Source organism: Microbacterium sp. MPR-TSA4, from assembly GCF_058792815.1.
Genome location: NZ_JBXAFF010000038.1, coordinates 1 through 25655, shown reverse-complemented (window position 1 = coordinate 25655; position 25655 = coordinate 1). Strand labels below are relative to the sequence as shown.

At 71.2% G+C, this 25655-nt stretch carries 22 protein-coding genes and 2 pseudogenes; 12 read left to right on the top strand and 12 right to left on the bottom strand.

The window, feature by feature from the left end:
- Positions 1–65: 65 nt before the first annotated feature.
- Positions 66–1142, top strand: coding sequence for an NADH:flavin oxidoreductase/NADH oxidase (locus tag AC1Q49_RS13160; RefSeq protein ID WP_492492663.1), 1077 nt, complete (start codon positions 66–68; stop codon positions 1140–1142).
- A 111-nt stretch (positions 1143–1253) separates the two neighbouring features.
- On the opposite strand, the gene AC1Q49_RS13155 is transcribed toward AC1Q49_RS13160, so the two are convergent.
- Positions 1254–2309: a hemolysin family protein gene (locus AC1Q49_RS13155; protein ID WP_060960900.1), complete on the bottom strand. Its 1056-nt coding sequence runs from the start codon at positions 2307–2309 to the stop codon at positions 1254–1256.
- On the bottom strand, positions 2306–3649 hold the full coding sequence (locus tag AC1Q49_RS13150) for a hemolysin family protein (RefSeq protein WP_492492665.1): 1344 nt from the start codon (positions 3647–3649) through the stop codon (positions 2306–2308). The genes AC1Q49_RS13155 and AC1Q49_RS13150 overlap by 4 nt, the downstream gene beginning before the upstream one ends.
- Before the next feature lie 135 nt (positions 3650–3784).
- Here AC1Q49_RS13150 and AC1Q49_RS13145 point away from each other — a divergent pair, with 135 nt between their 5' ends.
- Positions 3785–4396: a GNAT family N-acetyltransferase gene (locus AC1Q49_RS13145; RefSeq protein WP_492492660.1), complete on the top strand. Its 612-nt coding sequence runs from the start codon at positions 3785–3787 to the stop codon at positions 4394–4396.
- Here AC1Q49_RS13145 and guaB1 read toward each other — a convergent pair.
- Positions 4386–5843, bottom strand: a complete 1458-nt coding sequence (guaB1, locus tag AC1Q49_RS13140; RefSeq protein WP_492492658.1) for a GMP reductase — start codon at positions 5841–5843, stop codon at positions 4386–4388. The genes AC1Q49_RS13145 and guaB1 overlap by 11 nt on opposite strands.
- 122 nt (positions 5844–5965) lie before the next feature.
- On the opposite strand from guaB1, the gene AC1Q49_RS13135 reads away from it, so the two are divergent.
- The 3 genes and pseudogenes from AC1Q49_RS13135 to AC1Q49_RS13125 all read left to right on the top strand — a co-directional run bounded on the left by AC1Q49_RS13135 (position 5966) and on the right by AC1Q49_RS13125 (position 10635).
- The gene (locus AC1Q49_RS13135; protein ID WP_082808049.1) at positions 5966–9685 is read left to right on the top strand and encodes a multifunctional oxoglutarate decarboxylase/oxoglutarate dehydrogenase thiamine pyrophosphate-binding subunit/dihydrolipoyllysine-residue succinyltransferase subunit; all 3720 of its coding nucleotides are present in this window, start codon (positions 5966–5968) and stop codon (positions 9683–9685) included.
- A 40-nt stretch (positions 9686–9725) separates the two neighbouring features.
- A pseudogene (locus tag AC1Q49_RS13130) lies at positions 9726–10040 on the top strand (diacylglycerol/lipid kinase family protein); the annotation flags it as partial.
- A gap of 133 nt (positions 10041–10173) precedes the next feature.
- Complete coding sequence (locus tag AC1Q49_RS13125) at positions 10174–10635, top strand: hypothetical protein (RefSeq protein WP_492492656.1); 462 nt, start codon at positions 10174–10176, stop codon at positions 10633–10635.
- 45 nt (positions 10636–10680) lie between these two features.
- Here AC1Q49_RS13125 and AC1Q49_RS13120 read toward each other — a convergent pair whose 3' ends face one another.
- Both AC1Q49_RS13120 and AC1Q49_RS13115 read right to left on the bottom strand, forming a co-directional pair.
- Entirely contained in the window at positions 10681–10926 is a 246-nt protein-coding gene (locus tag AC1Q49_RS13120) for a zf-HC2 domain-containing protein (protein ID WP_060960904.1), read from the bottom strand.
- Positions 10923–11666 carry a sigma-70 family RNA polymerase sigma factor gene (locus AC1Q49_RS13115; protein ID WP_082734285.1) on the bottom strand — a complete coding sequence of 248 codons (744 nt, stop codon included), beginning with the start codon at positions 11664–11666 and terminating at the stop codon, positions 10923–10925. The genes AC1Q49_RS13120 and AC1Q49_RS13115 overlap by 4 nt, the downstream gene beginning before the upstream one ends.
- 83 nt (positions 11667–11749) lie before the next feature.
- Between AC1Q49_RS13115 and aroA the strand changes: the two genes are divergently transcribed.
- From aroA to bcp, 3 genes are read left to right on the top strand one after another with little or no spacing between them, the layout of a single operon-like run.
- Positions 11750–13108: a 3-phosphoshikimate 1-carboxyvinyltransferase gene (gene aroA, locus AC1Q49_RS13110; protein WP_492492653.1), complete on the top strand. Its 1359-nt coding sequence runs from the start codon at positions 11750–11752 to the stop codon at positions 13106–13108.
- Between the two features lies 1 nt (position 13109).
- Positions 13110–14147 carry a ribosome small subunit-dependent GTPase A gene (gene rsgA, locus AC1Q49_RS13105; protein ID WP_061782072.1) on the top strand — a complete coding sequence of 346 codons (1038 nt, stop codon included), beginning with the start codon at positions 13110–13112 and terminating at the stop codon, positions 14145–14147.
- 15 nt (positions 14148–14162) lie between these two features.
- On the top strand, positions 14163–14630 hold the full coding sequence (gene bcp / locus AC1Q49_RS13100) for a thioredoxin-dependent thiol peroxidase (protein ID WP_060960907.1): 468 nt from the start codon (positions 14163–14165) through the stop codon (positions 14628–14630).
- Positions 14631–14649: 19 nt separating this feature from the next.
- On the opposite strand, the gene AC1Q49_RS13095 is transcribed toward bcp, so the two are convergent.
- Complete coding sequence (locus AC1Q49_RS13095) at positions 14650–15045, bottom strand: hypothetical protein (protein ID WP_060960908.1); 396 nt, start codon at positions 15043–15045, stop codon at positions 14650–14652.
- A 214-nt stretch (positions 15046–15259) separates the two neighbouring features.
- On the opposite strand from AC1Q49_RS13095, the gene AC1Q49_RS13090 reads away from it, so the two are divergent.
- Positions 15260–15508 carry a WhiB family transcriptional regulator gene (locus AC1Q49_RS13090; RefSeq protein WP_005048317.1) on the top strand — a complete coding sequence of 83 codons (249 nt, stop codon included), beginning with the start codon at positions 15260–15262 and terminating at the stop codon, positions 15506–15508.
- Between the two features lie 16 nt (positions 15509–15524).
- Here the strand turns inward: AC1Q49_RS13090 and AC1Q49_RS13085 are convergent, their stop codons facing one another.
- Genes AC1Q49_RS13085 through AC1Q49_RS13075 form a run of 3 tightly spaced genes read right to left on the bottom strand, consistent with a single transcriptional unit; the run spans position 15525 to position 18938 of the window.
- The gene (locus AC1Q49_RS13085; protein ID WP_060960909.1) at positions 15525–17018 is read right to left on the bottom strand and encodes a sensor histidine kinase; all 1494 of its coding nucleotides are present in this window, start codon (positions 17016–17018) and stop codon (positions 15525–15527) included.
- A gap of 52 nt (positions 17019–17070) precedes the next feature.
- Positions 17071–18312 (bottom strand): CpaE/TadZ family protein, encoded by a 1242-nt coding sequence (locus AC1Q49_RS13080; RefSeq protein ID WP_492492649.1) that lies wholly within the window; start codon positions 18310–18312, stop codon positions 17071–17073.
- On the bottom strand, positions 18309–18938 hold the full coding sequence (locus AC1Q49_RS13075) for a hypothetical protein (protein WP_492492647.1): 630 nt from the start codon (positions 18936–18938) through the stop codon (positions 18309–18311). The genes AC1Q49_RS13080 and AC1Q49_RS13075 overlap by 4 nt, the downstream gene beginning before the upstream one ends.
- 98 nt (positions 18939–19036) lie before the next feature.
- Here AC1Q49_RS13075 and AC1Q49_RS13070 point away from each other — a divergent pair, with 98 nt between their 5' ends.
- Positions 19037–19318, top strand: a complete 282-nt coding sequence (locus AC1Q49_RS13070) for a helix-turn-helix domain-containing protein (protein ID WP_492492645.1) — start codon at positions 19037–19039, stop codon at positions 19316–19318.
- A gap of 16 nt (positions 19319–19334) precedes the next feature.
- Here the strand turns inward: AC1Q49_RS13070 and AC1Q49_RS13065 are convergent, their stop codons facing one another.
- Positions 19335–19937 (bottom strand): hypothetical protein, encoded by a 603-nt coding sequence (locus tag AC1Q49_RS13065; RefSeq protein ID WP_492492643.1) that lies wholly within the window; start codon positions 19935–19937, stop codon positions 19335–19337.
- A 152-nt stretch (positions 19938–20089) separates the two neighbouring features.
- Between AC1Q49_RS13065 and AC1Q49_RS13060 the strand changes: the two genes are divergently transcribed.
- A complete protein-coding gene (locus tag AC1Q49_RS13060) occupies positions 20090–20530 on the top strand; it encodes an Rv3235 family protein (protein ID WP_060960913.1) in 441 nt (146 codons plus the stop codon).
- Positions 20531–20570: 40 nt separating this feature from the next.
- Here AC1Q49_RS13060 and AC1Q49_RS13055 read toward each other — a convergent pair whose 3' ends face one another.
- A complete protein-coding gene (locus tag AC1Q49_RS13055; protein ID WP_060960914.1) occupies positions 20571–21794 on the bottom strand; it encodes a pyridoxal phosphate-dependent aminotransferase in 1224 nt (407 codons plus the stop codon).
- 72 nt (positions 21795–21866) lie between these two features.
- Complete coding sequence (gene secA / locus AC1Q49_RS13050) at positions 21867–24662, bottom strand: preprotein translocase subunit SecA (protein WP_492492641.1); 2796 nt, start codon at positions 24660–24662, stop codon at positions 21867–21869.
- A 143-nt stretch (positions 24663–24805) separates the two neighbouring features.
- Here secA and AC1Q49_RS13045 point away from each other — a divergent pair.
- Positions 24806–25655 (top strand): annotated as a pseudogene (locus tag AC1Q49_RS13045) (hypothetical protein); the annotation flags it as partial.

Below are 25655 nucleotides of genomic sequence, written 5' to 3'. Positions count from 1 at the left end.
GTCGTCGAGCGAGGCCGCCAGGCCGAGTCGAAACGCCCACCCCACGACCCCTCCGGAGAGTCACGATGAGCCTGCTGTTCACCCCCTACGATCTGGCCGGACGCACGGTGCGCAACCGCCTGTGGGTCGCGCCCATGTGCCAGTACTCGGCCACCGACGGCGTGCCGAACGACTGGCACCACGTGCACCTCGCGCAGTTCGCCTCGGGCGGTGCCGGCGTCGTGATCGCCGAGGCGACCGCCGTCGTCCCCGAGGGCCGGATCTCACCGGAGGACGTCGGCCTGTGGAACGACGAGCAGCGCGACGCCTGGGCCCCCATCGCCGCCGCGATCCGCTCCCGCGGCGCTCTGCCCGGCGTGCAGCTCGCCCACGCCGGCCGCAAGGCGTCGACGTGGTCGCCCTTCTCGGGCCGCCGCGGCACCGTCCCCCTGAGTGACGGCGGCTGGAGCACCGTCGCGCCGTCCGCCGTCGCCTACGACGGGTTCGAGGTGCCCGAAGCGCTGGACGCCGCCGGCATCGACCGCGTCGTCGAGGCGTTCGCGGATGCCGCGGCGCGCGCCGTCGCCGCCGGCTTCGAGGTGCTCGAGATCCACGCCGCGCACGGCTACCTCCTGCACCAGTTCCTCTCGCCGCTGTCCAACCTCCGCACCGACGAGTACGGCGGCTCCCTCGAGAACCGCGCCCGCCTGCTGCTGCGCGTCGTGGACGCCGTGCACGCGGCGGCCCCCGACGCCGCGCTGCTCGTGCGGTTCTCGGCATCCGACTGGGCCGAAGGCGGGTGGGATGCCGCGCAGACGGCGACCGTGGCCGCCTGGGCGGCCGCGCGCGGCGCCCACTTCTTCGACATCTCCAGCGGCGGGCTCGTCGCCCATCAGCGCATCACCACCGGTCCCGGCTACCAGGTGCCGCTGGCCGCCGAGGTGCGCCGCGAGGGCGGCGTGGCGGTGAGCGCGGTCGGCGAGATCTCGTCGGGCGCTCAGGCCGAGGAGATCCTCGCCTCCGGCGCCGCCGACGTCATCCTCGCCGGGCGCGAGTGGCTGCGCGACCCGCACTTCGCGCTGCGCGCACAGGTCGAGCTCGGTGAGCCCGACGCGGGCCTCTGGCCGCCGCAGTACCTGCGCGCCCGCCCCGTCGCCCGCTGATCGGGCGCCGCGCGGGCGTGTCGACGCGCTCCGCTCGCTCGACGACCGGGGGGTCATCCCTCCCGGTCGTCGAGCGAGGCCCGCGGGGCCGCGTCGAAACGCCGCTCCCGCTCAGTAGCCGCGACGCGTCGCGTCGTGCACCTCGCCGACGAGCTCCTCGATGATGTCCTCGAGGAACAGCACGGCCGTCGTCTCCCCCGCCGCGTTGCGCACCTGGGCCAGGTGACGGCTCGTGCGCCGCATGAGCGCCAGCGCGTCCTCGAGGTCGGTCGTCTCGGCGACGGGCACCATGTGGTGGATGCGCTTGGGCTTGATCGGAGCGACGATCTTCTCCTCGGCCCCGGCGCCCTCGGCGGCGCGCAGCACGTCCTTCAGGTGCACGTAGCCGATCGGGGCGCCCTCAGCATCCACGATCACGTACCGCGAGAACCCGTGCTTGGCGACGGCGCGCTCGATCTCGTCGGGCGTCGTCGTCTCGGGCAGCGTCACCAGCTCGGACAGCGGCACGGCGACGTCGCGCGCCTTCTTGTCGGTGAACTCCACCGCGGCCGTCACCGCGCCCGACGCATCGTCGAGCACACCCTCGATGCGCGACTGGTTCACGATCGTGGCGACCTCGTCGAGCGTGAACGTCGACGCCGCCTCATCCTTCGGCTCGACGCGGAACAGGCGCACGATGTGGTTCGCGATCCAGTTGAGCGCGACGATGATCGGGTAGAAGAGCTTCGACGTCCACACCAGCGGGGTGGCGAGCAGGAGCACGGCCCGGTCGGGCAGCGAGAACGCGAGGTTCTTCGGCACCATCTCGCCGAACACGACGTGCAGGTACGACACGAGGATCAGGGCGATCGCGAACGCGACGCCGCCGATGACGGCCTCGCTCCACCCCGTGAGTCCGAGCGGCACCTCCAGGAGGTGGTGGATCGCCGGCTCGGAGACGTTCAGGATCAGGAGCGAGCAGATCGTGATGCCGAGCTGGCTCGTGGCCAGCATCAGGGTGGCGTGCTCCATCGCGTACAACGCGGTGACCGCCGTCTTCGACCCCTTCTCGGCGAGCGGCTCGATCTGGGAGCGGCGTGCGGAGATCACGGCGAACTCGGCGCCGACGAAGAACGCGTTGAACGCCAGCAGGACGACCAGCCAGGCGATTCCGGCCCAATCGCTCATCGTCGCTCACCTCCCTCGCGTGCCGCGTCGGGCACGTCGGCACCGTCCGGCAGCGGGTGCGGCGTGAACCGGACGCGGTCGACGCGCCGGCCGTCCATCCGCTGCACCTCCAGCGTCCCGTCCTCGAGATCGATGCGGTCCCCGACGACGGGGATGCGCTCGAGGGTCGACATGAAGAATCCGCCGACGGTGTCGTACACGTCGCCCTCGGGCACGCGGATGCCGGTGCGGTCGAGCACCTCATCCGGACGCAGCTCGGCGGGGAACGTGACCGCTCCGGCCATCCGCACGACGCCGGCCCGGCTGCGGTCGTGCTCGTCGAGCACTTCGCCCACGATCTCCTCCACGAGGTCTTCGAGGGTCACGACCCCGGCGGTCCCGCCGTACTCGTCGACGACGATCGCCATCTGGTAGCCGCGGGAGCGCAGCTCCGACATGACGGCGTCCAGGTGGACGGCCTCGGGCACTCGCAGCGGCTCCTGAGCGATCGCGGCGGCCGGCACGTCGCCGCGACGCTCGCGCGGCACGCTGACGGCCTGCTTGAGGTGGACGATGCCGGTGATGTCGTCCATCGACTCGTCGTAGACGGGGAAGCGGCTGTGGCCCGTGCGGCGGGCGAGCTGGATGACGTCCTCGACGCTGTCACCGGCGGCGACGGCGTGGATGCTGGGCCGCGGGGTCATCACGTCGGCGGTGGTGAGCCGCGCGAAGGTGAGGGTGCGATCCAGCAGGGATGCCGTGTCCTCCTCGAGGAGGCCGGCGCTCGCGGAGCGGCGCACGAGGCTGGACAGCTCCTCGGCCGTGCGGGCGCCCGACAGCTCCTCCTTGGGCTCGATGCCCATGCCGCGCAGCACACCGTTCGCGCTCCCGTTGAGCACGGTGATCGCGGGGAGGAAGACGGTCGTGAAGGCGACCTGGAACGGGATGACGAGCTTGGCGGTCTGACGCGGGATGGCGAGGGCGAAGTTCTTCGGCACCAGCTCGCCGAGGATCATCGAGAACGTCGTGGCGATGACGATGGCCAGGGTGGTGGCGATGACGCGCACGAGCGTGTCGGGCACGCCCCACCCCGCGAGCACGGGACTGAGCAGGCTCGTCAGCGCGGGCTCCATCGTGTAACCGGTGAGCAGCGTCGTGAGCGTGATGCCCAGCTGCGCGCTCGACAGGTGCGTGGAGGTGATGCGCAGCGCGCTGATGGTCAGCGACAGCCGCGACTCGCCGGCGGCCTGGCGGGCCTCGAGGTCGGCGCGATCGAGGTTGACCAGCGCGAACTCGCTCGCGACGAACAGTCCCGTTCCGATGGTGAGCAGAAGCCCCACGCCCAACATGACGAATTCCATCACGCGTCACCCCCGATCATGCTCGGGGAGGGTCGGTGGGGCGATCGTCTACAACTGGGAGGGTCGTCCATGGTGCAGAAGAGTTTACGGCACCCGGCCCGCGTCGGGGCTGGATGCCGCGGGCACAATGTGAGGGTGGAGCGGATCGAGCACGCAGAAGTCATCGGCGAGCGCGGCGGCATCCGCGTCCGGGCGTTCACCGCGACCGACATCGCCACCTACCGGCGGTGGCTGCAGCCCGATCAGGAGTGGCACCGCTGGGACGGCCCCTACTTTCCGAAGCTCGACTGCACGCAGATCGACGCGGCCTGCGCCCGTCTGGCCGCAGCGGTCGACGACGGCAGTTATGCCGCGCAGTCCCCGCTGCCGCGCGCGGTGATCGCGACCGTCACGGAGCCCGCGACGATGATCGGCAGCGTCTCGTGGCACTGGGAGTCGGAGGAATCGGACTGGCGGCGCATGGGGCTCACCGTGTACGACCCGTCGATCCGCGGCCGCGGGATCGGAACGAATGCGCTGGCCGTCTGGACCGACTACCTCTTCCGCACCACGGCGGCCGTGCGACTCGACTACTCGACGTGGTCCGGCAATGAGCGCATGCTCGCCGTCGGCCGCCGCCTGGGTTTCACGGAGGAAGCCCGCTTCCGCGACGCCCGCGAGGTGCGCGGCACGCGTTACGACTCGGTGGTCATGGGAGTGCTGCGGCGTGAGTGGGAAGGGCGCGGAGCCGAAGAGGTCACCAGCTGACCGGCAGCGCCTTGCCCTCCTCGTAACCGGCGGCGGACTGCAGCCCGACCGTCGCACGTTCGTGGAATGCGGGCACCGTCGCAGCCCCCGCGTAGGTGAACGAGGACCGCACGCCCGACGTGATCATGTCGACGAGGTCCTCCACGGACGGCCGCAGCGGGTCGAGGTAGATCTTCGACGACGAGATGCCCTCCGCGAACAGCTCCTTGCGGGCGCGCTCGTAGGGGTCGAGGCGCCTGAAGCGGCCCTGGACCGCCTTCGTCGAGGCCATCCCCCACGACTCCTTGAAGACGCGGCCGGCCTCGTCGACCTGCAGCTGGCCCGGAGCCTCGATCGTCCCGGCGAACCACGAGCCGATCATGACGGATGCCGCGCCCGCGGCCAGGGCCAACGCCACGTCGCGCGGATAGCGCACGCCCCCGTCGGCCCAGACGTGCGCGCCGAGCTCGGCGGCGGCCTGCGCCGTCTCGAGCACGGCGGAGAACTGCGGGCGGCCCACCGCGGTCATCATGCGGGTCGTGCACATCGCGCCCGGTCCGACGCCCACCTTGAGGATGGTCGCCCCCGCCCCGACGAGATCGCGCACGCCTTCGGCCGTGACGATGTTGCCGGCCGCGATCGGGATGCCCAGGCCCAGCTCCGACACCGTGTGCAGCGCGCGCAGCATCCCCTCCTGGTGGCCGTGCGCGGTGTCGACGACGAGCACGTCGACGCCGGCCGCGACGAGCGCGCGGGCCTTGGCGGCGACGTCGCCGTTGATGCCCACGGCCGCCGCGACGATCAGTCGACCGTCCGCGTCGACGGCGGGGCGGTACAGCGTCGAGCGCAGCGCCGTGCGCTGCGAGAGCGTGCCGACGAGGTAGCCGTGGTGCAGGACGCAGACGGTCTCGGCGCCCGCGGCGACGATCAGGTCGAAGGCGTGGCGGGCGTCGGTGACGTCGTCGGCGTCGATCGAGGCCCCGCGCCCGCGGGCGAGATCACCCAGCCGCGCGTCGGGAAGCGCCGTGCCGAGGCGGGTGGCCGGCACGACCCCGAGGATGTCGTCGACGTGGACGCGGGCGGTGTCGCCGGAGACCACGACGATGCCGTGGCCCTCCGTCGCGGGAAGCAGCGCCGCGGCCTCGGCGACGGTCGCATCGGCGCCCAGCACGAGGGGCGTGTCCCACGGCACGGGCTGGTCCTTGACCCAGCGGATCGCCGCGTCGATGTCCTGCAGCGGCATGTCCTGCGGCAGCACGCCCAGCCCGCCGCGGCGGGCGAGGGCAGCGGCGAGGCGGGGACCGGTGACCGAGTTCATGTTCGACGCGACCAGTGGGATGGTCGCGGAGGTGCCGTCGCGCGGCGACAGGTCGACGTCCAGCCGGCTCGTCACGCCCGAGCGACGGGGCACGAGGAACACGTCGGAGTAGGTGAGATCGACGGTGGGCTGGGCGCCGGAGAACTGCATGGTTCCCACGGTACCGACAGAAAACCTGGGATACCCTTGATGAACGTGTGCGTGTGGGCCGCGCCATACACAGCAGCGGGCCTCGCACGATCTGAAGTTCATCGATGAAAGCAGGCGCAACCGTGTCCAGTCAGGTGACCGGCGTGGGAACTTCGAGCGACGGCGAGTTCGGGGCCAACGAATGGCTCGTCGCCGAGATGTACGACCAGTTCGCGAAGGATCGCGACTCGGTCGACCGGGCCTGGTGGCCCGTGCTGGAGGCGTACGAGAAGACCCAGACGGATGCCGGGACGCCCGCGCCCGCGACGACGGCCCCCGCCGCCGCATCCGCTCCGGCGCCGACCGCCCCGGCGGCGACCGACGCCCGCCCGATGACCGCGCCGATCCCCGTCGTCGGCGCGCAGCCGGTCGCGCGCACCACCGCGCGGCCCGCCTCGCCGCAGCCCGTGCCGGCCCAGGCGCCGAACACCGACCCGACGCCGACCCCGGCCGCCCGCGAGGACGTCGTCACGCCGCTGCGCGGCATGCCGAAGACCCTCGCCGCGAACATGGACGAGTCGCTCACCGTGCCGACCGCGACGAGCGTGCGCACCGTGCCGGCGAAGCTCATGATCGACAACCGCATCGTGATCAACAACCACATGTCGCGCACGCGCGGCGGCAAGGTCAGCTTCACGCACCTCATCGGCTGGGCGCTCATCCAGGCGCTCAAGGCCTTCCCCAGCCAGAACGTGTCCTACGCCGAGATCGACGGCAAGCCGTCGGTCGTCGCCCCCGCGCACATCAACCTCGGCATCGCGATCGACCTGCCCAAGCCGGACGGCACGCGCGCGCTCATGGTGCCCTCCATCAAGCAGGCGGAGTCGCTGACGTTCGGCGAGTACCTCTCGGCCTACGAGGACCTCGTCAAGCGCGCCCGCGGGGGCAAGCTCACCGCCGCTGACTTCCAGGGCACCACGATCTCGCTGACCAACCCCGGCGGCATCGGCACGGTCCACTCCGTGCCGCGCCTCATGAAGGGCCAGGGCTGCATCGTCGGCGCCGGCGCCCTCGAGTACCCCGCCGAGTTCCAGGGCTCGAGCGAGAAGACCCTGGTCGAGCTCGGCATCGGCAAGACGATCACCCTGACCAGCACGTACGACCACCGCGTGATCCAGGGCGCGGGCTCCGGCGAGTTCCTGAAGATCGTCCACGAGCTGCTCACCGGTCAGCGCGGCTTCTACGAGGGCGTCTTCGCGGCCCTGCGCATCCCCTACGCGCCCATCCACTGGGCCGGCGACATCAACGTCGACATCGCCGAGCGCGTCGACAAGACCGCCCGCGTGCAGGAGCTCATCAACTCTTACCGCGTCCGCGGCCACCTCATGGCCGACACGGACCCGCTCGAGTACGTGCAGCGCACGCACCCCGACCTCGAGATCGAGAACCACGGCCTCACCTTCTGGGACCTCGACCGCGAGTTCGTCACGGGAGGTTTCGGCGGCAAGCGGCTCATGAAGCTGCGCGACATCCTGGGCGTCCTCCGCGACTCGTACTGCCGCACGGTCGGCGTCGAGTACATGCACATCCAGGACCCGGCCCAGCGCAAGTGGTTCCAGGACAACGTCGAGGTCAAGTACCAGAAGCCGAGCCACGACGAGCAGCTGCGCATCCTCGACAAGCTCAACCAGGCCGAGGCCTTCGAGACCTTCCTGCAGACGAAGTACGTCGGCCAGAAGCGCTTCAGCCTCGAGGGCGGCGAGTCCCTCATCCCGCTGCTCGACCAGATCCTGCAGGGCGCCGCCGGTGCCGGCCTCGACGGCGCCGCCATCGGCATGGCGCACCGCGGTCGCCTCAACGTGCTGACGAACATCGCCGGCAAGACCTACAGCCAGATCTTCCGCGAGTTCGAGGGCTCCGTCGCGATCGGCTCCAAGAGCGGCTCGGGCGACGTGAAGTACCACCTCGGCACGCAGGGCACGTTCGTGTCGGATGCCGGCGAGGAACTGCCCGTGTACCTCGCCGCCAACCCCTCGCACCTCGAGACGGTCGACGGGGTGCTGGAAGGCGTCGTCCGCGCCAAGCAGGACCGGATGCCGATCGGCTCCTTCTCCTGGCTGCCCATCCTCGTGCACGGCGACGCGGCCTTCGCCGGCCAGGGCGTCGTCGTCGAGACCCTGCAGATGTCGCAGCTGCGCGGCTACCGCACGGGCGGAACGGTGCACGTCGTCGTCAACAACCAGGTCGGCTTCACGACCCTCCCCCAGGACGGGCGCACCTCGGTGTACGCCACGGATGTCGCCAAGACGATCCAGGCGCCCATCTTCCACGTGAACGGCGACGACCCCGAGGCCGTCGTGCGTGTCGCCGAGCTCGCCGTGGCCTACCGCCAGGAGTTCAACCGCGACGTCGTGATCGACCTCGTCTGCTACCGCCGCCGCGGTCACAACGAGGGCGACGACCCGTCGATGACGCAGCCGCTGATGACGAACCTCATCGAGGCCAAGCGCTCCGTACGCCGCCTCTACACGGAGTCGCTCGTCGGTCGCGGCGACATCACCGAGGAGGAGTACGAGAAGGCCAAGCAGGACTTCCAGAACCGCCTCGAGATCGCCTTCGCCGAGACGCACGCCGCCGAGACCGGCGCCACGGGCATCGTCTCGCCCTCGACGACCGGACCGGTCGACCAGGCCGTCGGCGAGCCGGAGACCACCGGCGTGTCCGTCGAGGTCGTCAACCAGATCGGCGACGCCTTCGTCAACAAGCCCGACGGCTTCACGGTGCACAACAAGCTGCAGCAGCTGCTCGACAAGCGCCTCGACATGAGCCGCAACGGGCAGATCGACTGGGGCTTCGGCGAGCTGCTCGCTTTCGGCTCGGTGCTGATGGAGGGCACGAACGTGCGCCTCGCGGGTCAGGACGCCCGCCGCGGCACGTTCGTCCAGCGTCACGCGGTGCTGCACGACCGGGCGAACGGTCAGGAGTGGCTGCCGCTGGCGAACCTGTCCGAGAGCCAGGGCCGCTTCTACGTCTACGACTCGCTGCTGAGCGAGTACGCGGCGATGGCCTTCGAGTACGGCTACTCGGTCGAGCGGCCCGACACGCTGACGCTGTGGGAGGCGCAGTTCGGCGACTTCGCCAACGGCGCCCAGTCGGTCATCGACGAGTACATCTCCGCGGCCGACCAGAAGTGGGGTCAGCAGTCGAGCGTCGTGCTGCTGCTCCCCCACGGCTACGAGGGCCAGGGGCCCGACCACTCCTCGGCGCGCATCGAGCGCTACCTGCAGATGTGCGCGCAGGACAACATGACCGTCGCGCGCCCCTCCACGCCCGCGTCGTACTTCCACCTGCTGCGCCGTCAGGCCTACGCCCGGCCGCGTCGCCCGCTGATCGTCTTCACCCCGAAGGCGATGCTGCGTCTTCGGGGAGCCACGAGCCCCGTCGACGCGTTCACCAGCGGACGCTTCGAGCCGGTGCTGGACGACGACCGGAACATCGACCCGTCGGGCGTGACGCGCGTGCTGCTGCACTCCGGGAAGATCCACTGGGATCTGAAGGCCGAGCTCGACAAGAAGCCCAACCCGCAGGTCGCGCTCGTGCGGCTCGAGCAGCTCTACCCCGCGCCGATCGACCAGCTCAACGCCGTGATCGAGCGGTATCCGAACGCCCAGCTCGTGTGGGTGCAGGACGAGCCCGAGAACCAGGGCGCGTGGCCGTTCATCGCGCTCGAGGTCGTCAAGCACCTGCACGGTCGCACGATCCGACGCGTGTCCCGCGCCGCCGCCGCCTCGACGGCGACGGGCTCGCCGAAGGTGCACGCGCGCGAGCAGGCCGCGATCCTCGAGAAGGCGCTGACCGTCTGACGCGGCGAGACGAGGGGCCCGACACACCCGACTGGACGACATGGACGTCGCGCTCCTCGTCAACCCGACCGCTCGCGCCTCCGCGCGCACGCACGCCGCGGAGGACGTCGCCGCGCTCCTGCGCGCCAACGGCATCCGCACGACGCTGATCGCGGGCGGGAGCGCCGCCGAATCGACGCGCCTGCTGCGCCTCGCCCTCGACGCGGGCGCCGACGCCGTGCTCGTCGCGGGCGGCGACGGCACGGTCAATGTCGCCGTGCAGGAGCTCGCGGGCACCGGCATCCCGCTCGGCATCGTGCCGACGGGGACCGGCAACGACGTGGCCACGGCCCTCGGGCTGCGCGAGCGCGATGCGCGCGGCGCCGCCGAGGCCGTCGTGGCGGGATCCACGCGCACGATCGATCTCGCGCGCGTGCATCGCGCGGACGGCTCGACGACGTTGTACGCGACCGTGCTGGCGAGCGGGTTCGACTCGCGGGTGAACGACCGTGCCAACCGCATGCGCTGGCCCCCGCGGACACGTCCGCTACGACCTCGCGATCCTCATCGAGTTCCTGCGACTGCGCTGCGTCGCCTTCGAGGTGGAGCTCGAGCACGAGGACGGCACGATCGAGCGCCGCGGCGGGGAGCTGCTCATGGCGACGGTGGGCAACGGCCCCACCTACGGCGGCGGCATCCCCATCTGCCCGGATGCCGACCTCGCCGACGGGCTGCTCGACGTCACGCTCGTGCGCCCGCTCGGCCGCGCCCGCCTGCTGCGACTGCTGCCCCGCGTCTACCGCGGCACGCACACCGGCCTCGACGAGGTCGTCACCGCACGCGTGCGGCGGGTGCGGCTGTCCGCCGCCGCGACGACCGCCTACGCCGACGGCGACGCGGTGGGGATGCTGCCGCTGGAGGTCGACGTCGTTTCCGGTGCGCTCCGCGTCTTCGCGCCGCCGGCGCGCTGACCCCGTTTCAGGGCCGGGTCACGGACCGCTTCCGCAGGGGTGCGGTCAGTGGTGCGTGGCCTGCTCGGCGCGCAGACGCGCGAGAACCTGGTCGCGCAGCTGCTCGGGCGCCGTCTCCTTGCAGGCACGCGCGACGACCGCGGTGAGCGTCGTCGCGACCAGTGCCTCGTCGCGGCAGGAGGGGCAGGTCTCCAGGTGGGCACGGATGTCCGCGTGCTCCGTCTTGCAGACTTCGTTGCGGAGGTATTCCTCCAGATCTTTGCGCGCTTTGTCGCAGCCGCAGTCGCTCATTTCCTGCTCCCTGATGAAGAAGTGGCGGGCGCCGGCACATCGATGCCGCGCTCGCGTGCGTAGTCGGCGAGGAGGTCGCGCAGCATCCGTCTGCCACGGTGCAGACGGCTCATGACCGTGCCGATGGGTGTTTTCATGATGTCCGCGATCTCCTGATACGCGAAGCCTTCGACGTCCGCGAGGTAGACCGCCAGCCGGAAGTCCTCGGGGATCGACTGCAGCGCGTCCTTGACCACCGACGCGGGCATGTGGTCGATGGCCTCCGCCTCGGCGGAGCGGCTGCTCGTTGCCGTGGTCGACTCGGCACCGCCGAGCTGCCAGTCCTCGAGGTCGTCGATCGTGCCCTGATAGGGCTCGCGCTGCTTCTTGCGATACGTGTTGATGTACGTGTTGGTGAGGATGCGGTACAGCCACGCCTTGAGGTTGGTCCCCTGCGTGAAGGAGGACCACGAGGCGAACGCCTTGACGAAGGTCTCCTGGACGAGGTCCGCGGCATCCGCCGGGTTCCGCGTCATCCGCATGCCCGCCGCGTACAGCTGGTCCATGAACGGCAGGGCCTGCTCCTCGAACTGCGCGCGGACGTCGATCGCCGTCGACGCGTCCTCCGACGGCGGCTCGGGGTACTCGGACGCTGGGTTCTGGGACACCGTGTCGTCGGGCGCTGAGGCCGCCTGCTCTTCCATCAGCGCCCAGTCTACGTCGGCGATGTCCGCCCGCACGGGTGCGAGTGTCGCGGTCACGGGGCTCCTCTCCCGGTCTGGCTCGGACGGCCCGCCGCGGTGGGCGGCGGCGGTGTCCGATGGGTTCGTTAGGGTAGAACCCGATGACAGTGACCGGGTATTCCCTCCCCCAACCGGCCGCGGATCCCGTCTGGCGGGCGCCGCGTGCGGATGACGCCGTCCAGGCGACGGTATCCGTGCCCGGATCCAAGTCTCTGACGAACCGCAAGCTGGTCCTGGCCGCCCTCGCCGACGGCCCCAGCACGCTGACGTCGCCGCTGCACTCCGAGGACTCGGAGCGCATGATCGCCGCGCTGCGCGCTCTGGGGGTGGAGATCACCGAGGTGCCCGGAGCGGGCGCCTTCGGGCCCGACCTGCTCGTCACTCCCCCCGCCACGTTCCGCGGCGACGTCGAGATCGACTGCGGTCAGGCCGGCACCGTCATGCGCTTCGTCGCCCCCCTCGCGGGTCTCGCCGACGGCGACGTCACCCTGACCGCCCATGCCAGCGCGCTGCACCGCCCGATGGGCGAGATGATCAAGGCGCTGCGCGAGATCGGTGCGGACGTCGACGACGGCGGCACCTGGTCGCTGCCGTTCACCGTCCGCGGGCGCGGCCACATCCGCGGCGGAGAGGTCACGATCGACGCGAGCGGCTCCAGCCAGTTCGTCTCCGGCCTCCTGCTCGCCGCCCCCCGCTTCGACGTCGGGCTGCACCTCGTGCACTCCGGGGAGCGTCTGCCCAGCGCGCCCCACATCGAGATGACCATCGAGACGCTCGCCCGCCGCGGCATCCAGGTGGAGCACCCCACCCCCCACGAGTGGGTCGTGCCCGCGGGCACGCTGCGCGGACGGGATGCCGCGATCGAGCCCGACCTGTCCAACGCGGCGCCGTTCCTCGCGGCCGCGATGCTGACGGAGGGCTCCGTCACGATCCCCGGCTGGCCGGCGAGCTCGACCCAGCCCGGCGCACTGCTGCCCGAGATCCTCACCGTGCTGGGCGGACGCGCGTCGCGGCGAGGAGGGGCGCTGACGGTCACCGGAGGCCCCCGGATCGCCGGTGTCGACCTCGACCTCAGCGCGGCGAGCGAGCTCGCCCCGACGCTGTTCGCGCTCGCGGCGTTCGCCGACGCCCCGACCACGCTCCACGGCATCGGTCACATCCGCGGCCACGAGACGAACCGCATCGACGCCCTCATCGGCAACCTCCGCAACATCGGCGGGCGCGCCGAAGAGCTGCCCGACGGCATCCGGATCATCCCCGCGCCCCTGCACGGCGGACTGTGGCGTGCGCACCACGATCACCGCATCGCCACGGCCGGTGCGCTGATCGGTCTTCGCGTCCCCGGCATCGAGGTCGATCACATCGAGACGACCGCCAAGACGATGCCCGAGTTCCCCCAGCTCTGGGCGCGCATGCTGGGCACCGAGACCGACTACGGAACCGGCGTGCGGCGGCCGTGAGATGAGCTGGCTGGACCTCGACGACGACGACGAACCCGAGTTCGACGAGGCCGACATCCGTGTCCGCCCGAACCCGAAGGCCAACCGTCCCCGGACGAAGCGTCGACCGGCGCACGCCGACGCGCGCATCGCGCGCGTGCTGGGCGTCGATCGGGGGCGGTACACGGTGCTCATCGACGAGGACGGACCCGAGGAGCATACGGCGCTCGCGACGCGCGCGCGTGAGCTGCGCAAGCAGCCCATCGTCACGGGAGACCGCGCCCGCGTCGTGGGCGACACCACGGGCGACGACGGGACGCTGTCGCGGATCGTGGGGATCGAGGACCGCTCGTCGCTGCTGCGCCGCAGCGCCGACGACACCGACCAGGTCGAACGCGTCGTCGTCGCCAACGCCGATCAGATGCTCATCGTGGTGGCGGCGGCCGACCCCGAGCCGCGTCCGCGCCTCGTCGACCGGTACCTCATCGCCGCGCTGGATGCCGGCATCCACCCGCTCCTGGTGGTCACCAAGACCGACCTCGCCGACCCCTCCGGCTTCCTGGCGCACTTCGAGGGGCTGGACGACCTGGAGATCTTCACGAGCGGGCGCAGCAGCATGCCGGTCGATGAGATCGGCACCCGGCTCGTGGGCCACTCGACCGTGTTCGTGGGCCACTCCGGCGTGGGCAAGTCGACGCTCGTGAACGCGCTCGTCCCGAGCGCCGACCGGGCCACCGGCCACGTGAACGAGGTCACCGGACGCGGCCGTCACACCTCGAGCTCGACCGTCTCGCTGCGGTATCTCGGCGACGGCGGCCGCGGGTGGGTGATCGACACCCCGGGGGTCCGTTCGTTCGGGCTGGGCCACGTCGACCCCGCGAACATCCTCAAGGCGTTCACCGACCTCGCCGCGATCGCCCAGGAGTGCCCGCGCGGCTGCACGCACCTGCCGGACGCACCCGACTGCGCGATCGTCGAGGCGGTCGCGGAGGGCCGTCTCGGAGAACGCGGCGCCGCCCGCCTGGATTCGCTGCAGCGGCTCCTGTCGACCTTCGCCTGATCGTAGGCTGGTGGCATGGCCCGCCTCGAACCCGGTACCCCCGCTCCCGACTTCACGCTCGTCGACCAGGACGACGCTCCGGTCAGCCTGCACGATCTGCGCGGCGCCCCCGTCGTGCTCTTCTTCTACCCGGCCGCGATGACCCCGGGGTGCACCACCGAGGCGTGCGACTTCCGCGACAGCCTCGGCCCGCTGCAGGCCGCCGGGTACACCGTCGTCGGCATCTCGCGCGACGACCCCGCGACGCTGCGTCGCTTCCGGGAGCGCGACGCCCTCACCTACCCGCTCCTGAGCGACCCCGACCACGCGGTCCACGACGCCTACGGCGCCTGGGGCGAGAAGATGAACTACGGCAAGCTCGTCGAGGGCGTCATCCGCTCGACGGTGATCCTGGATGCCGAGGGTGTCGTCACCCACGCGCTGTACAACGTCAAGGCGACCGGGCACGTCGCGCGCGTGCGGTCGCTGCTCGGCGTCGGCTGACGACGCGCCGCGACGAGGATCACCCGCGGTCCGGGGCGTCCCGACGTCCCGCCGCGGCACGCACGGCGGCGAACAGGGCGACGAGCCCCACGACCGCGGGCAGGGCCGTCCAGAGCGCCGTCTGCGGCGACGGGGTCGGACCGGTGATCGCCCCTAGCGCCACGGCGAGGATGAGCAGCTGCGCCACGATGCCTCCGGAGCGCCCCCACGACTGGCCGCGGAAGACGGCGACGGCGAAACCGACCAGCGCGACGGCGCCGATCGCCGTGAGGACGATGAGCGCGACGGAGCTGACGGCGTCATCCGTGTCGCCGGAGACGAGGGCGACGATCTCCCACCCCGCGAGAACGAAGACGGCGACCGCCTCCAGCGCCAGGACGGCGGCGGCGATACGCTCCGAACTCGTTGTCGTCATGGGCGCAGGTCCTCTCGTGCAGCCGATCCACAGCACACGCCGGGGGAAATGCCGAGTTCACCCTTGATTCATCTGAATGACCATGGGAGCATTGAACTATCCGTGTGCTCCCACAGTGGCGTGGGGCGAGCGTCTGCTCGCACACCATCAGGGTAATCGACGCCCGACGTCACACCCACCCGAACTTCTCATCCCGCATCAAGGAGCACCCCCTATGGATTGGCGCGACAAAGCCGCCTGCCTGACCGTCGACCCCGAGCTGTTCTTCCCCGTGGGGAACACCGGACCCGCTGTCGATCAGATCGAGAAAGCCAAGTCCGTGTGCGCGCGCTGCACCGTCACGGAGGTCTGCCTGCAGTACGCCCTCGAGACCGGTCAGGACTCGGGCGTCTGGGGAGGCCTCTCCGAGGACGAGCGCCGCGCCCTCAAGCGCCGCGCCGCGCGCGCCCGCCGCGCCAGCTGAGCCGCGCCTTCGCGTCTCAGCTCTGCGCGCGCCCGAGGTAGCGCATCGGGATCTCGATGGTCACCTCGGTGCCGGACCCGACGAGGGTGTGCCAGTCGATGGTTCCGCTGAGCTCACCCTGGATCAGCGTGCGCACGATCTGCGTCCCGAGCCCGCGCCCGACCTGACCCTCGGGAAGCCCGACCCCCGTGTCGCGCACCTTCACGCCGAGCTGCTCCTCGGTGCGTTCGGCGATGATCTCGACCTCTCCCTCCTGATCGACCAGGCCGTGCTCGACGGCGTTGGTCACGAGCTCGGTGAGCGCGAGGGCGAGGGGCGTCGCGTACTCGCTCGGCAGCGTGCCGAAGGTGCCGGTCTTGCGTGTGCGCGCGCGGGTGTTCGGCGACGCGGCCACCTCGGCCACGAGCTTGAGGACGCGGTCGAACACGTCGTCGAAGTCGACGTTCTGGGCGAGCCCCTCCGAGAGCGTGTCGTGCACGACCGCGATCGCCGACACGCGCCGCATGGCGTGGGTGAGTGCGTCGCGCGCCTCGTCGGAGTGCGTGCGACGCGACTGGATGCGCAGCAGTGACGCGACCGTCTGCAGGTTGTTCTTCACCCGGTGGTGGATCTCCCGGATCGTCGCATCCTTGGTGATCAGCTCCTGCTCCTGGTGGCGGATCTCGGTGACGTCGCGGCAGAGCACGATGGCCCCGATCCGGGTTCCGTGATCCTTGAGCGGGATTGTGCGCAGCGAGACCGTGACCCCGCGCGCCTCGATGTCGGCGCGCCACGGGGCGCGTCCGGCCATCACGATGGGAAGGGACTCGTCGAAGTCGCGCCCCTTCGGCAGGATGCCGGTCGCCACCTCGAGCAGCGACTCGCCCTCGAGCTCGTCGTCGAATCCCAGCCGGTTGAACGCCGAGAGGGCGTTCGGGCTCGCGAAGGTGGTCACGCCGTCGACGTCCATGCGGATCAGACCGTCGGAGGCGCGGGGAGCGCCCCGGCGGGGAGAGGTCGGCGCGGCGAGGTCGGGGAAGTCGGCGCTGGCGATCATGCCGAACAGATCGTCCGCGCAGTCGTTGAAGGTGATCTGCTGTCGCGACGGTGTGCGGGCCTCGCCCAGGTTGGTGTGCCGGGTGAGCACGCCGACGACGGTCGGCGGGTTTCCGCCGCCCCCGACCGTGCGCACGATGGGGACGGCGCGCACGCGCGTGGGCGTCTCCTCGAACCAGTCCGGGGATGCCGAGTCGACGATCTCGACGCGGGTGAAGGCGTCGCGCACCTGGGTGCGCCACTGCGGCCGGACCAGGTCGCCGACGATGTCGCGGTAGAACAGCGTCGCCGCTCCGCTCGGACGGGTGTGGGCGACGGCGATGAAGGAGTCATCGGCCGTCGGCACCCAGATCACGATGTCGGCGAAAGCGAGGTCCGCGAGCAGCTGGCCGTCACCGGCGAGCCGGTGCAGCCACTCGATGTCCGCGCCCGTCGAGCGGCCCTGGGCATAGACGAGATCGCTGAGCGTCGACACGCACCCAGCCTAAGCGACAACGACGTGCCGGCCACGCGGCGCCGGCCGTGCCTCAGGCCGCGCCGCGGACGGCCCGTCGCGTCCGCGTGCGACCGCCGCTGTCGTCGACGGCGACGTCCGCACGCGCGTTCGCGCGGGTTCGCGCGGCGGCGGGGCGGGCGGAGGGAGGGGGTTCGATCGCCTCCCCGACGAATCGCCGTACGGCGGAGCAGAGCGCCGAGCGCGGAGCGACGCGACCGACCGGTTGCGCCTGCAGCACCGCGGCATCCGCTGCCTTCGGATCCCAGGGGATGAACCAGCACTCCGCGACGCCGGTGTACCGCGCCAGCGTCCGGCGCATCTGCGTCCGGGCGTCGATGCCGAGGGTCGAGGAGCGCGTCTTGTTCACGACGACATGGATCGGCGCGGCGCCGGCCGTCGCGCGCAGGTCCGGGTAGGCCCGCACGAATCGCGCCACCCCGACCGGATCGGCCGCCACCACGGCGATCACGACGTCGGCCGCGGCCAGCGCGGCGAGCGTCGCCGCGTTTCGCCGGGGTCCGTCCAGGTCGCTGACGATCTCCTCGTCGCGCTCGAGCGGCGCCGCGATGTCGACGACGAGATCGTCCACCCACGCCCGGCCGCGGCGGAGCGCCTCGTCGACCCTCGTGGCGGTCAGCTCGGGCCAGCGTCCGGGCCGGTTGATGCCGGTGAGCACGCAGACGTCTCCGAGCGGCAGGGAGATGCGTTCGAGTTCGGCGACGGTGAGCGCCCCGCGCTCGGCCGCGCGGCACGCGGCGGCGAACCCCGGCCCCTCGTCGGGCAGGCCGGCGAGCATCGCCAGCGACGGCGCGTGGGTGTCCGCGTCGACGAGGCCGACGCGACGCCCATCGCGGGCGAGCTCCCCCGCGACCTCGATCGCGATCGTCGTGCGCCCCGGCGCGCCGTGCGGACCCCAGACGGCGATGACACGCCCCCGCGGCGGCACGGGCACGGTGCGGGCGCGCGGGGCCAGGATCTCGTGCACGGCATCTGCCGCGTCGACCGCGGTGACGCCGAACATCTCGGCGAGGCGCCTGTCGGCGACGCCGTCGCAGAGCGCGACGATGCGCACGCCGAATCGGTCGCACGCGGCCACCACGCCGGGGGTGAGCGTGCGGCGCCCGGCATCCACCGCCAGCACGTCCGCCCCGGCGAGGGCGCCCCGCACCTCGGCGGGCTCCACTCGGCGCACCTCGGCATCCGCCTCCCGGAGCCGGTCGGCGAGCGCCGCCGCGTCGGCACGGCCGGATGCCAGCACGACGTGGAGCGTCATGAGCGCGGCCCGCCGATCGGGACGATGGCAAGACTCGACCCGTCGGCGATCGCCGCGAGCGCGGCGGCGACGTCGGCGCGCTCGATCACGATCTCCACCGCCGCGCCGGCGGAGCCCATCATCGATCTCTCGCGATCGACCGAGGCCACCGTCGCCGCACCGACGAGGATGCGGGGCGTGTCGAACGTCCCGCGCTCGAGCGGAGACGCGGCCCACACCTCCACGGCCGAGCCGGTCACCACCGCCGCGGGCACCTCGCTCGCGGTGCGGACCACGATCGTCGTCGTCCGGGCGCGCGACGGCTCCCCCACGGCGTCGCGCGGGACGAGCTCGCCCGCCGCCACCGTCCGCGTGACGACCGCGCCGGGCCGCAGCGTCGCCGGCGACGCGTACGAGTCCTGCACCGCGCCGAGGGCGACCTCCACGACCCGCAGATCGCCGGCGTCGACGTCCTGGCCGGGGACGAGCGTGCTCGCCGCGGCGAAGACCGGCACCGTCTGACGCGCCGCCGCCACGACGAACCACACGCCCGCGACGGAGACGACGATCAGCGCGATGCCGAGCAGGAATCTCAGGTCGGCCCAGAACGCCCGCGGACGGGGTCGGGCAGTGACGAACTCGCTCATCCGGACATGGTGTCCGAACGCTCCGCGACCCCGCGCGGGTTATCCACAGCCCGGCGTGGGCCGGTGAGTCGCCCGCGAACGGAACGCATAATGTCCTCATGCCCGAATCGCCCCTCGACGGCGCACGCCTGCTCGCCCCCGCACAGGTGGCGGAGATGCTGCAGCTCGCCGTCGACGAGGTCATCGCGCTCGTCATCGACGGGCGGCTGCGCGGGGTCAGGGCGGGCTCGCCCCCGCGCTGGCGCGTCGACGCCGACAGCGTGGCGGAGTATCTCGACGACCAGGCCGAAGACGCCCGCCGGATGGCGCTGTGGCGGGAGTCGAACGCCGCGAGCTTCCCCGAGCTGTGGGGACGGGGCACGGTCCGAAACCCCGACTGACCGCGGCCGTCCGCGCTCAGATCAGGTCGGCGACGGCATCCAGCCGCACCGCGGCGACCGCCGCGAACGGCACGAGCCGGAAGCCGCGCACCTGGTCGGCCCGCCGCGGCGCGCCGAGGTCGTGCACGGCGAGGTCGAGGTGGTCGGCCCCGGCTCGGTCCACCGTTCCCGACAGCGCCTGACCCGACACGAGCCGCACCGTGACCGGCACCCGGCGACGCACGAGATCGCGCAGCAGGAAGCCGAGCGACATCCGCTGACCGAGCGCGCCGCCCGGACCCGCGTCGCGCACGGTGGACAGCACCTCCTCCGCGTCCAGGACGATCATCGCCACCGCGGGCAGCGGGACGATCCACACGGTCGGGCCCTCACCGGCATCCGTGCGCAACGCCGCCCAGTCGGCGCCCACCCGTCCGACGGCCCCGACGAGCACGGTCCCCTCGACGAGGTGGACGGCGCACCGCGCAGCGTCGGCGTCGGCGAGGGCGACGAGGCGGTCGCGCAACGGCACCCGCGACAGGCGCAGTCGCTCCGCCTCGGTGTCCAGGGCCGCACGCTCGGCCTCCCATTCGGAGTCGAGTTGGTCTTCCAGATCCTCGAAGAAGCGGTCCCAGCGCACGCCGCGACCCTAGGAGAGGGATGCCGCGACGCGCGGGATCTGTCCACAGGCGACCTGTCCACACGTTGGAGGATTCTCATCCACGCCTCGCGACCGCTGTGCTGTACTCGTCAGACGCCCGCCCGGGCCGACGCCGCCAGAGGAGGTACAGCATGGTCCCCACCTCCGCCGACGCTCCCCGGCCGGCGTCCAGGCTCGGGTCGGCGCTCGAGGTCGCCGACTACTTCGCCCCGCAGCGCACCGGCACCGACGCACTGCCCGAACCGGAACCGCTGCTGAAGAACCTGACGATCGGCGTCCTCGAGGTGCTCGCGGGGGTCCGCGAAGTGGACCAGCTGGCCCGGTGGTTCGGCGAAGACGCCTTCCGTGCCCTGCTCACCCGCTCCAACCTCTCCGCCCGCGCCCGCAGCGCCCGCGGGGTGCCCCCGGCCCGGCCGGTGCACCGCATCCTGTCCACCCGGTACTCCTCCCCCGCCGACGGCGTGGTCGAAGGCGTCGTCGTGGTCGCAGGACCCGCCCGCACGCGCGCCGTCGCGATGCGTCTCGAGGGCTGGGACGGACGCTGGCGCGCGACCTCGCTGGGACTGCTCTGACCGCGGCGACGGCGCCGGCCGGGGCATCCCTGCCCTACCGTTACTGGCGGTAGGAGGACAGGAAGTTGCCGAGCCGCTCGATGGCCTCGGTCAGCACACGCGCCTCGGGCAGCGTCACGATGCGGAAGTGGTCGGGCGTGGGCCAGTTGAAGCCCGTCCCCTGCACCAGCAGCACGTGCTCGGCCACGAGGAAGTCGTAGACGAACTTGGCGTCGTCGTGGATCTCGTACACCTCGGGATCCAGCCGCGGGAACGCGTACAGCGCGCCGCGCGGCTTGTGGCACTGCACACCGGGAATGGCGGTCAGGGCGTCGAAGGCGGCATCCCGCTGCTCGTGCAGGCGACCGGTGGGGGCGATCAACGCGTCGATCGACTGCACCCCGGACAGCGCCGCCTGCACGGCGTGCTGCGCCGGGACGTTGGGGCACAGTCGCGTCGAGGCCAGCAGCTGGATGCCCTCGAGGAAGCCGGCGGCGTGCTTCTTCGGACCGGTGATGACCATCCAGCCCGAACGGTAGCCGGCCACGCGATACGTCTTCGACAGCCCGTTGAAAGTCAGGCAGAGCAGGTCGGGTGCCAGTGTCGCGAGCGGGATATGAACGGCATCGTCGAAGAGGATGCGGTCGTAGATCTCGTCGCTGAGCAGCAGGAGGGAGTGCTCGCGCGCGATCTCGACGATGCCCTCCAGGACCTCACGGGAGTAGACCGCTCCGGTGGGGTTGTTGGGGTTGATCACGACGATCGCCTTCGTCGCCGGTGTCACCTTGGCCCGGATGTCGTCGAGGTCGGGCTGCCAGCCGTTCTCGTTATCGCAGAGATAGTGCACCGGGGTCCCACCGGCGAGGCTCGTCATCGCCGTCCACAGCGGATAGTCCGGCGCGGGGATCAGGACCTCGTCGCCGCTGTCGAGCAGCGCCTGCATGGTCATGGTGATCAGCTCGGACACGCCGTTTCCGAGGTAGACGTCGTCCGGGTCGAACTTCGGGAAGCCGGGCACCTGCTCGTACCGGGAGACGACGGCGCGGCGCGCCGACATGATGCCGCGACTGTCGCTGTAGCCGTGCGCGTGCGGGATCGCCTCGATCATGTCGCGCACGATCTGGTACGGCGCCTCGAACCCGAAGACCGCGGGGTTGCCCGTGTTGAGCTTCAGGATGCGGTGCCCGTCGGCCTCGAGCCGGTCGGCCTCCACCAGGGCGGCTCCACGGATCTCGTAGAGGACGTCCTTGAGCTTGGATGACTGGTCGAGGATGCGGGGACTCATCGGATCAGGATATCGCCGCCCGGGCAGGGCCAATCGACGGCCGGTGGCCCGACCCTCCCGCGCCCGATCGACCTACTTCTTCTTGCCGGCGGCGCGACGGTCGGCGCGGTTCTGCGGCGCGGGAGCGGATGCCGCGGCATCCGTCCGCTGTCCGAACGCCCCGCGCGGGGCCTCGGCGGCGGGCTGCGCCGGAGCCTGCGCAGCGGACTGCTGACGGACCTTGTTGGTCGCCGCCTGCTGCACCTGCCCGCGCTCGTTGCGCACCTCGACCTCGCCCGCGTCGTTCGCCGCGGTGTACTGGAGCTTCTGGGCCTCGACGGCGGGCGCCGCCTGCAGTCCCTTCGCCTCGACCTCACCGTCCCCCGACGCGCGCACCTCGACCTCGAGGTTGTAGAGGAAGCCGACCGACTCCTCCTTGATCTGGCCCATCATCGACTGGAACATCTGGTAGCCCTCGCGCTGATACTCGATCAGCGGGTCGCGCTGGGCCATCGCCCGCAGGCCGATGCCGTCCTTGAGGTAGTCCATCTCGTACAGGTGGTCGCGCCAACGACGGTCCAGCACCTGCAGCACGACACGGCGCTCGAGCTCGCGCATCGCGGCCTCGCCCAGCTTGTCCTCGCGCGCGGCGTAGGCGATCTTGGCGTCGGAGAGGATCTCGCGCTTGAGCACCTCCGGCGTCACCCGGCCCTTGCTGCCGCTCTCGGCGACGACCTCGTCGATCGTGACGGAGACGGGGTAGAGCGTCTTCAGCTCGGTCCAGAGGGCGTCGAAGTCCCAGCTCTCGTTGTGGCCGCTGCCGGTGTGGTCGTCGATGATCGCGCCGATCGCGTCCTCGATGAAGTGGTGCACGCGGTCGGAGAGGTCGTCGCCCTCGAGCATCTGCCGGCGGTCGGCGTAGATGGCCTCGCGCTGGCGGTTGAGGACGTCGTCGTACTTCAGCACATTCTTGCGGATCTCCGCGTTGCGCGCCTCGACCTGCGACTGCGCGCTCTTGATCGCGCGAGAGACCATGGTCGACTCGATCGCCACGTCGTCGGGGAAGTTCGTCCGGGCGAGGATCGCCTCGGCGGCTCCCGACTGGAAGAGGCGCATGAGGTCGTCGGTCAGCGAGAGGTAGAAGCGGCTCTCGCCGGGGTCGCCCTGTCGACCGGAACGGCCGCGCAGCTGGTTGTCGATGCGGCGCGACTCGTGCCGCTCGGTGCCGAGCACGTAGAGCCCGCCGGCCTCGACGACCTTCGCCGCCTCCTCGGCCACGACGTCGCGCATCGCGGTGTAGGTCTCGCTCCACGCGGCGTCGTACTCGTCGGGGGTCTCGACGGGGTCCAGCCCCTTCGCCTTGACCTCCTGCACGGCGAGGAACTCGGCGTTGCCGCCGAGCATGATGTCGGTGCCGCGGCCGGCCATGTTGGTGGCCACGGTCACGGCCCCCAGGCGCCCGGCGCGGGCGACGATCTCGGCCTCGCGCGCGTGGTTCTTCGCGTTGAGGACCTCGTGCTTGATGCCCTTCTTGGCCAGCAGCCGCGAGAGGTACTCGCTCTTCTCGACGCTGACCGTGCCGACGAGCACCGGCTGCCCGGTCTCGTGGCGACGCGCGATGTCCTCCACGACCTGGGCGAACTTCGCCTGCTCGTTCTTGTAGACGAGGTCGGGCTGGTCCTTGCGGATCATCGGCTTGTTGGTCGGGATGGGCACGACGCCGAGCTTGTACGTCGACATGAACTCGGCCGCCTCGGTCTCGGCGGTACCGGTCATGCCGGCCAGCTTCTCGTAGAGGCGGAAGTAGTTCTGCAGCGTGACGGTCGCGAGCGTCTGGTTCTCGGCCTTGACCGGGACGCTCTCCTTGGCCTCGATGGCTTGGTGGATGCCCTCGTTGTAGCGGCGTCCGACGAGGATGCGCCCCGTGTGCTCGTCGACGATCATCACCTCGTCGTTCATGACGACGTAGTCGGTGTCGCGCTTGAACAGCGCGAGCGCCTTGATCGAGTTGTTCAGGAACGAGATGAGCGGGGTGTTGGCCGACTCGTACAGGTTGTCGATGCCGAGGTAGTCCTCGACCTTCTCGATGCCGGGCTCGAGCACGCCGATCGTGCGCTTCTTCTCGTCGACCTCGTAGTCGACGCCGGCCTCGAGCGTCTTCGCGATCTTCGCGAACTCGACGAACCAGCGGTTCGCCTCCCCCGACGACGGTCCCGAGATGATGAGCGGCGTGCGCGCCTCGTCGATGAGGATGGAGTCGACCTCGTCGACGATCGCGAAGAAGTGGCCGCGCTGGACGAGATCCTGCTTCTGCCACGCCATGTTGTCGCGCAGGTAGTCGAATCCGAACTCGTTGTTCGTGCCGTACGTGATGTCGGCGTTGTACTGCTCGCGGCGCACCTCGGGCGTCTGGCCCGCGATGATCGTGCCGGTCGTCATGCCGAGGGCACGGTAGACGCGCCCCATCAGCTCGGACTGGTACGACGCGAGGAAGTCGTTCACGGTGATGACGTGCACGCCCTTGCCGGCGATCGCGTTGAGGTACACGGCGAAGGTCGCGGTCAGGGTCTTGCCCTCACCGGTCTTCATCTCGGCGATGTTGCCGAGATGAAGCGCCGCTCCACCCATGATCTGCACGTCGTACGGACGCTGTCCGAGCGTGCGCTTGGCCGCCTCCCGGACGGCCGCGAACGCCTCCGGCATGAGCTTGTCGAGGCTCTCGCCCGCCTCGTGCCGGGCACGCAGTTCGGCCGTCTCGCCGCGCAGTTCCTCGTCGGTGAGCTGTGCGTAGTCCTCTTCGAGGGCCCCGACCGCTTTCACGACCTGCTGAAGCCGCCGCAGGATGCGTCCTTCGCCGGCGCGGAGCAGTTTCTCGAGAGGGTTGGCCACGGAGCATCTCCATCTATCGTGTGCGGGTGACGCGCGACGCCACCGGAGCCGCGCACGGGGGCACGGCATACGGGGCCATGTTACCTGGCTGTGACTTTGCTTACCTGCGCGAGTCCTCGAAAGGGCACGCATAGGATCGTGGCATGGCGGGATTCTGGGGCGCACGCAAGCAGGAGCGGCAGCAGAAGGCCGCGGAGGACGCCGAACTCGGCCGCCGCGCCGACGCCGCCCTCGTCTCGATCGACGAGCGGCTGCGTACGACCGAGGACGAACTCGTGTTCGCCGAGATCGAACTCGGCCGCGAGGCGACCTCGGGTCTGCGCGATGCCCTGGCTGCCGTCCGCAGCCACATGGGCGAGGCCTTCCAGCTCAATCAGCTCAACCACGACCACATCCCCGACACGGCGGAGGAGCTGCGCACCCGCAACGCGCGCATCATCCAGCTGTGCGACTGGGCCGAGGATCTGCTGGACGACCGGCTGCAGGCGCTCGCCGAGCCGGTGGAGCGCGCCCGGCGGGCTCCCGAGATCATCGACGGCATCCGCGCCGACGTCGCGCGCGGCGAGCAGCGCCTCGCCCGGGCCGAGGCGACCCTCGACCGCGTGCGCGCACGCTACTCCCCCGACGCGGTGCGCCGCATCGAGAAGAACGCCGCGGAGGCCGCGCAGCTGTTCGCGTTCGCCACCCACGGGGCCGACGTGTCGACGGCGCGACGCGAGTCGGGTCAGCGCGAACAGGCGAACCTCGCCCTGGAGACCGCGATGGAGGCCGTGCGACGCGGGACCACGCTGCTGGACGCCGTCGACGCGTTCGAGGTCGAGGCCCTGCGTGCGGAGTCGACGCTCGACGCGATCGTGGAGGACTCGCGCGACGACCTCGTCGTCGCCCGCGACCTCGCGCACGTCCCCGCCGTCGCGGCGGCGATGTCGACCCTCGAGAAGGAGCTGATGGCCCTCACCCCGGCCGGCGGCCTCCCCGATCCCTTCGGCGAGC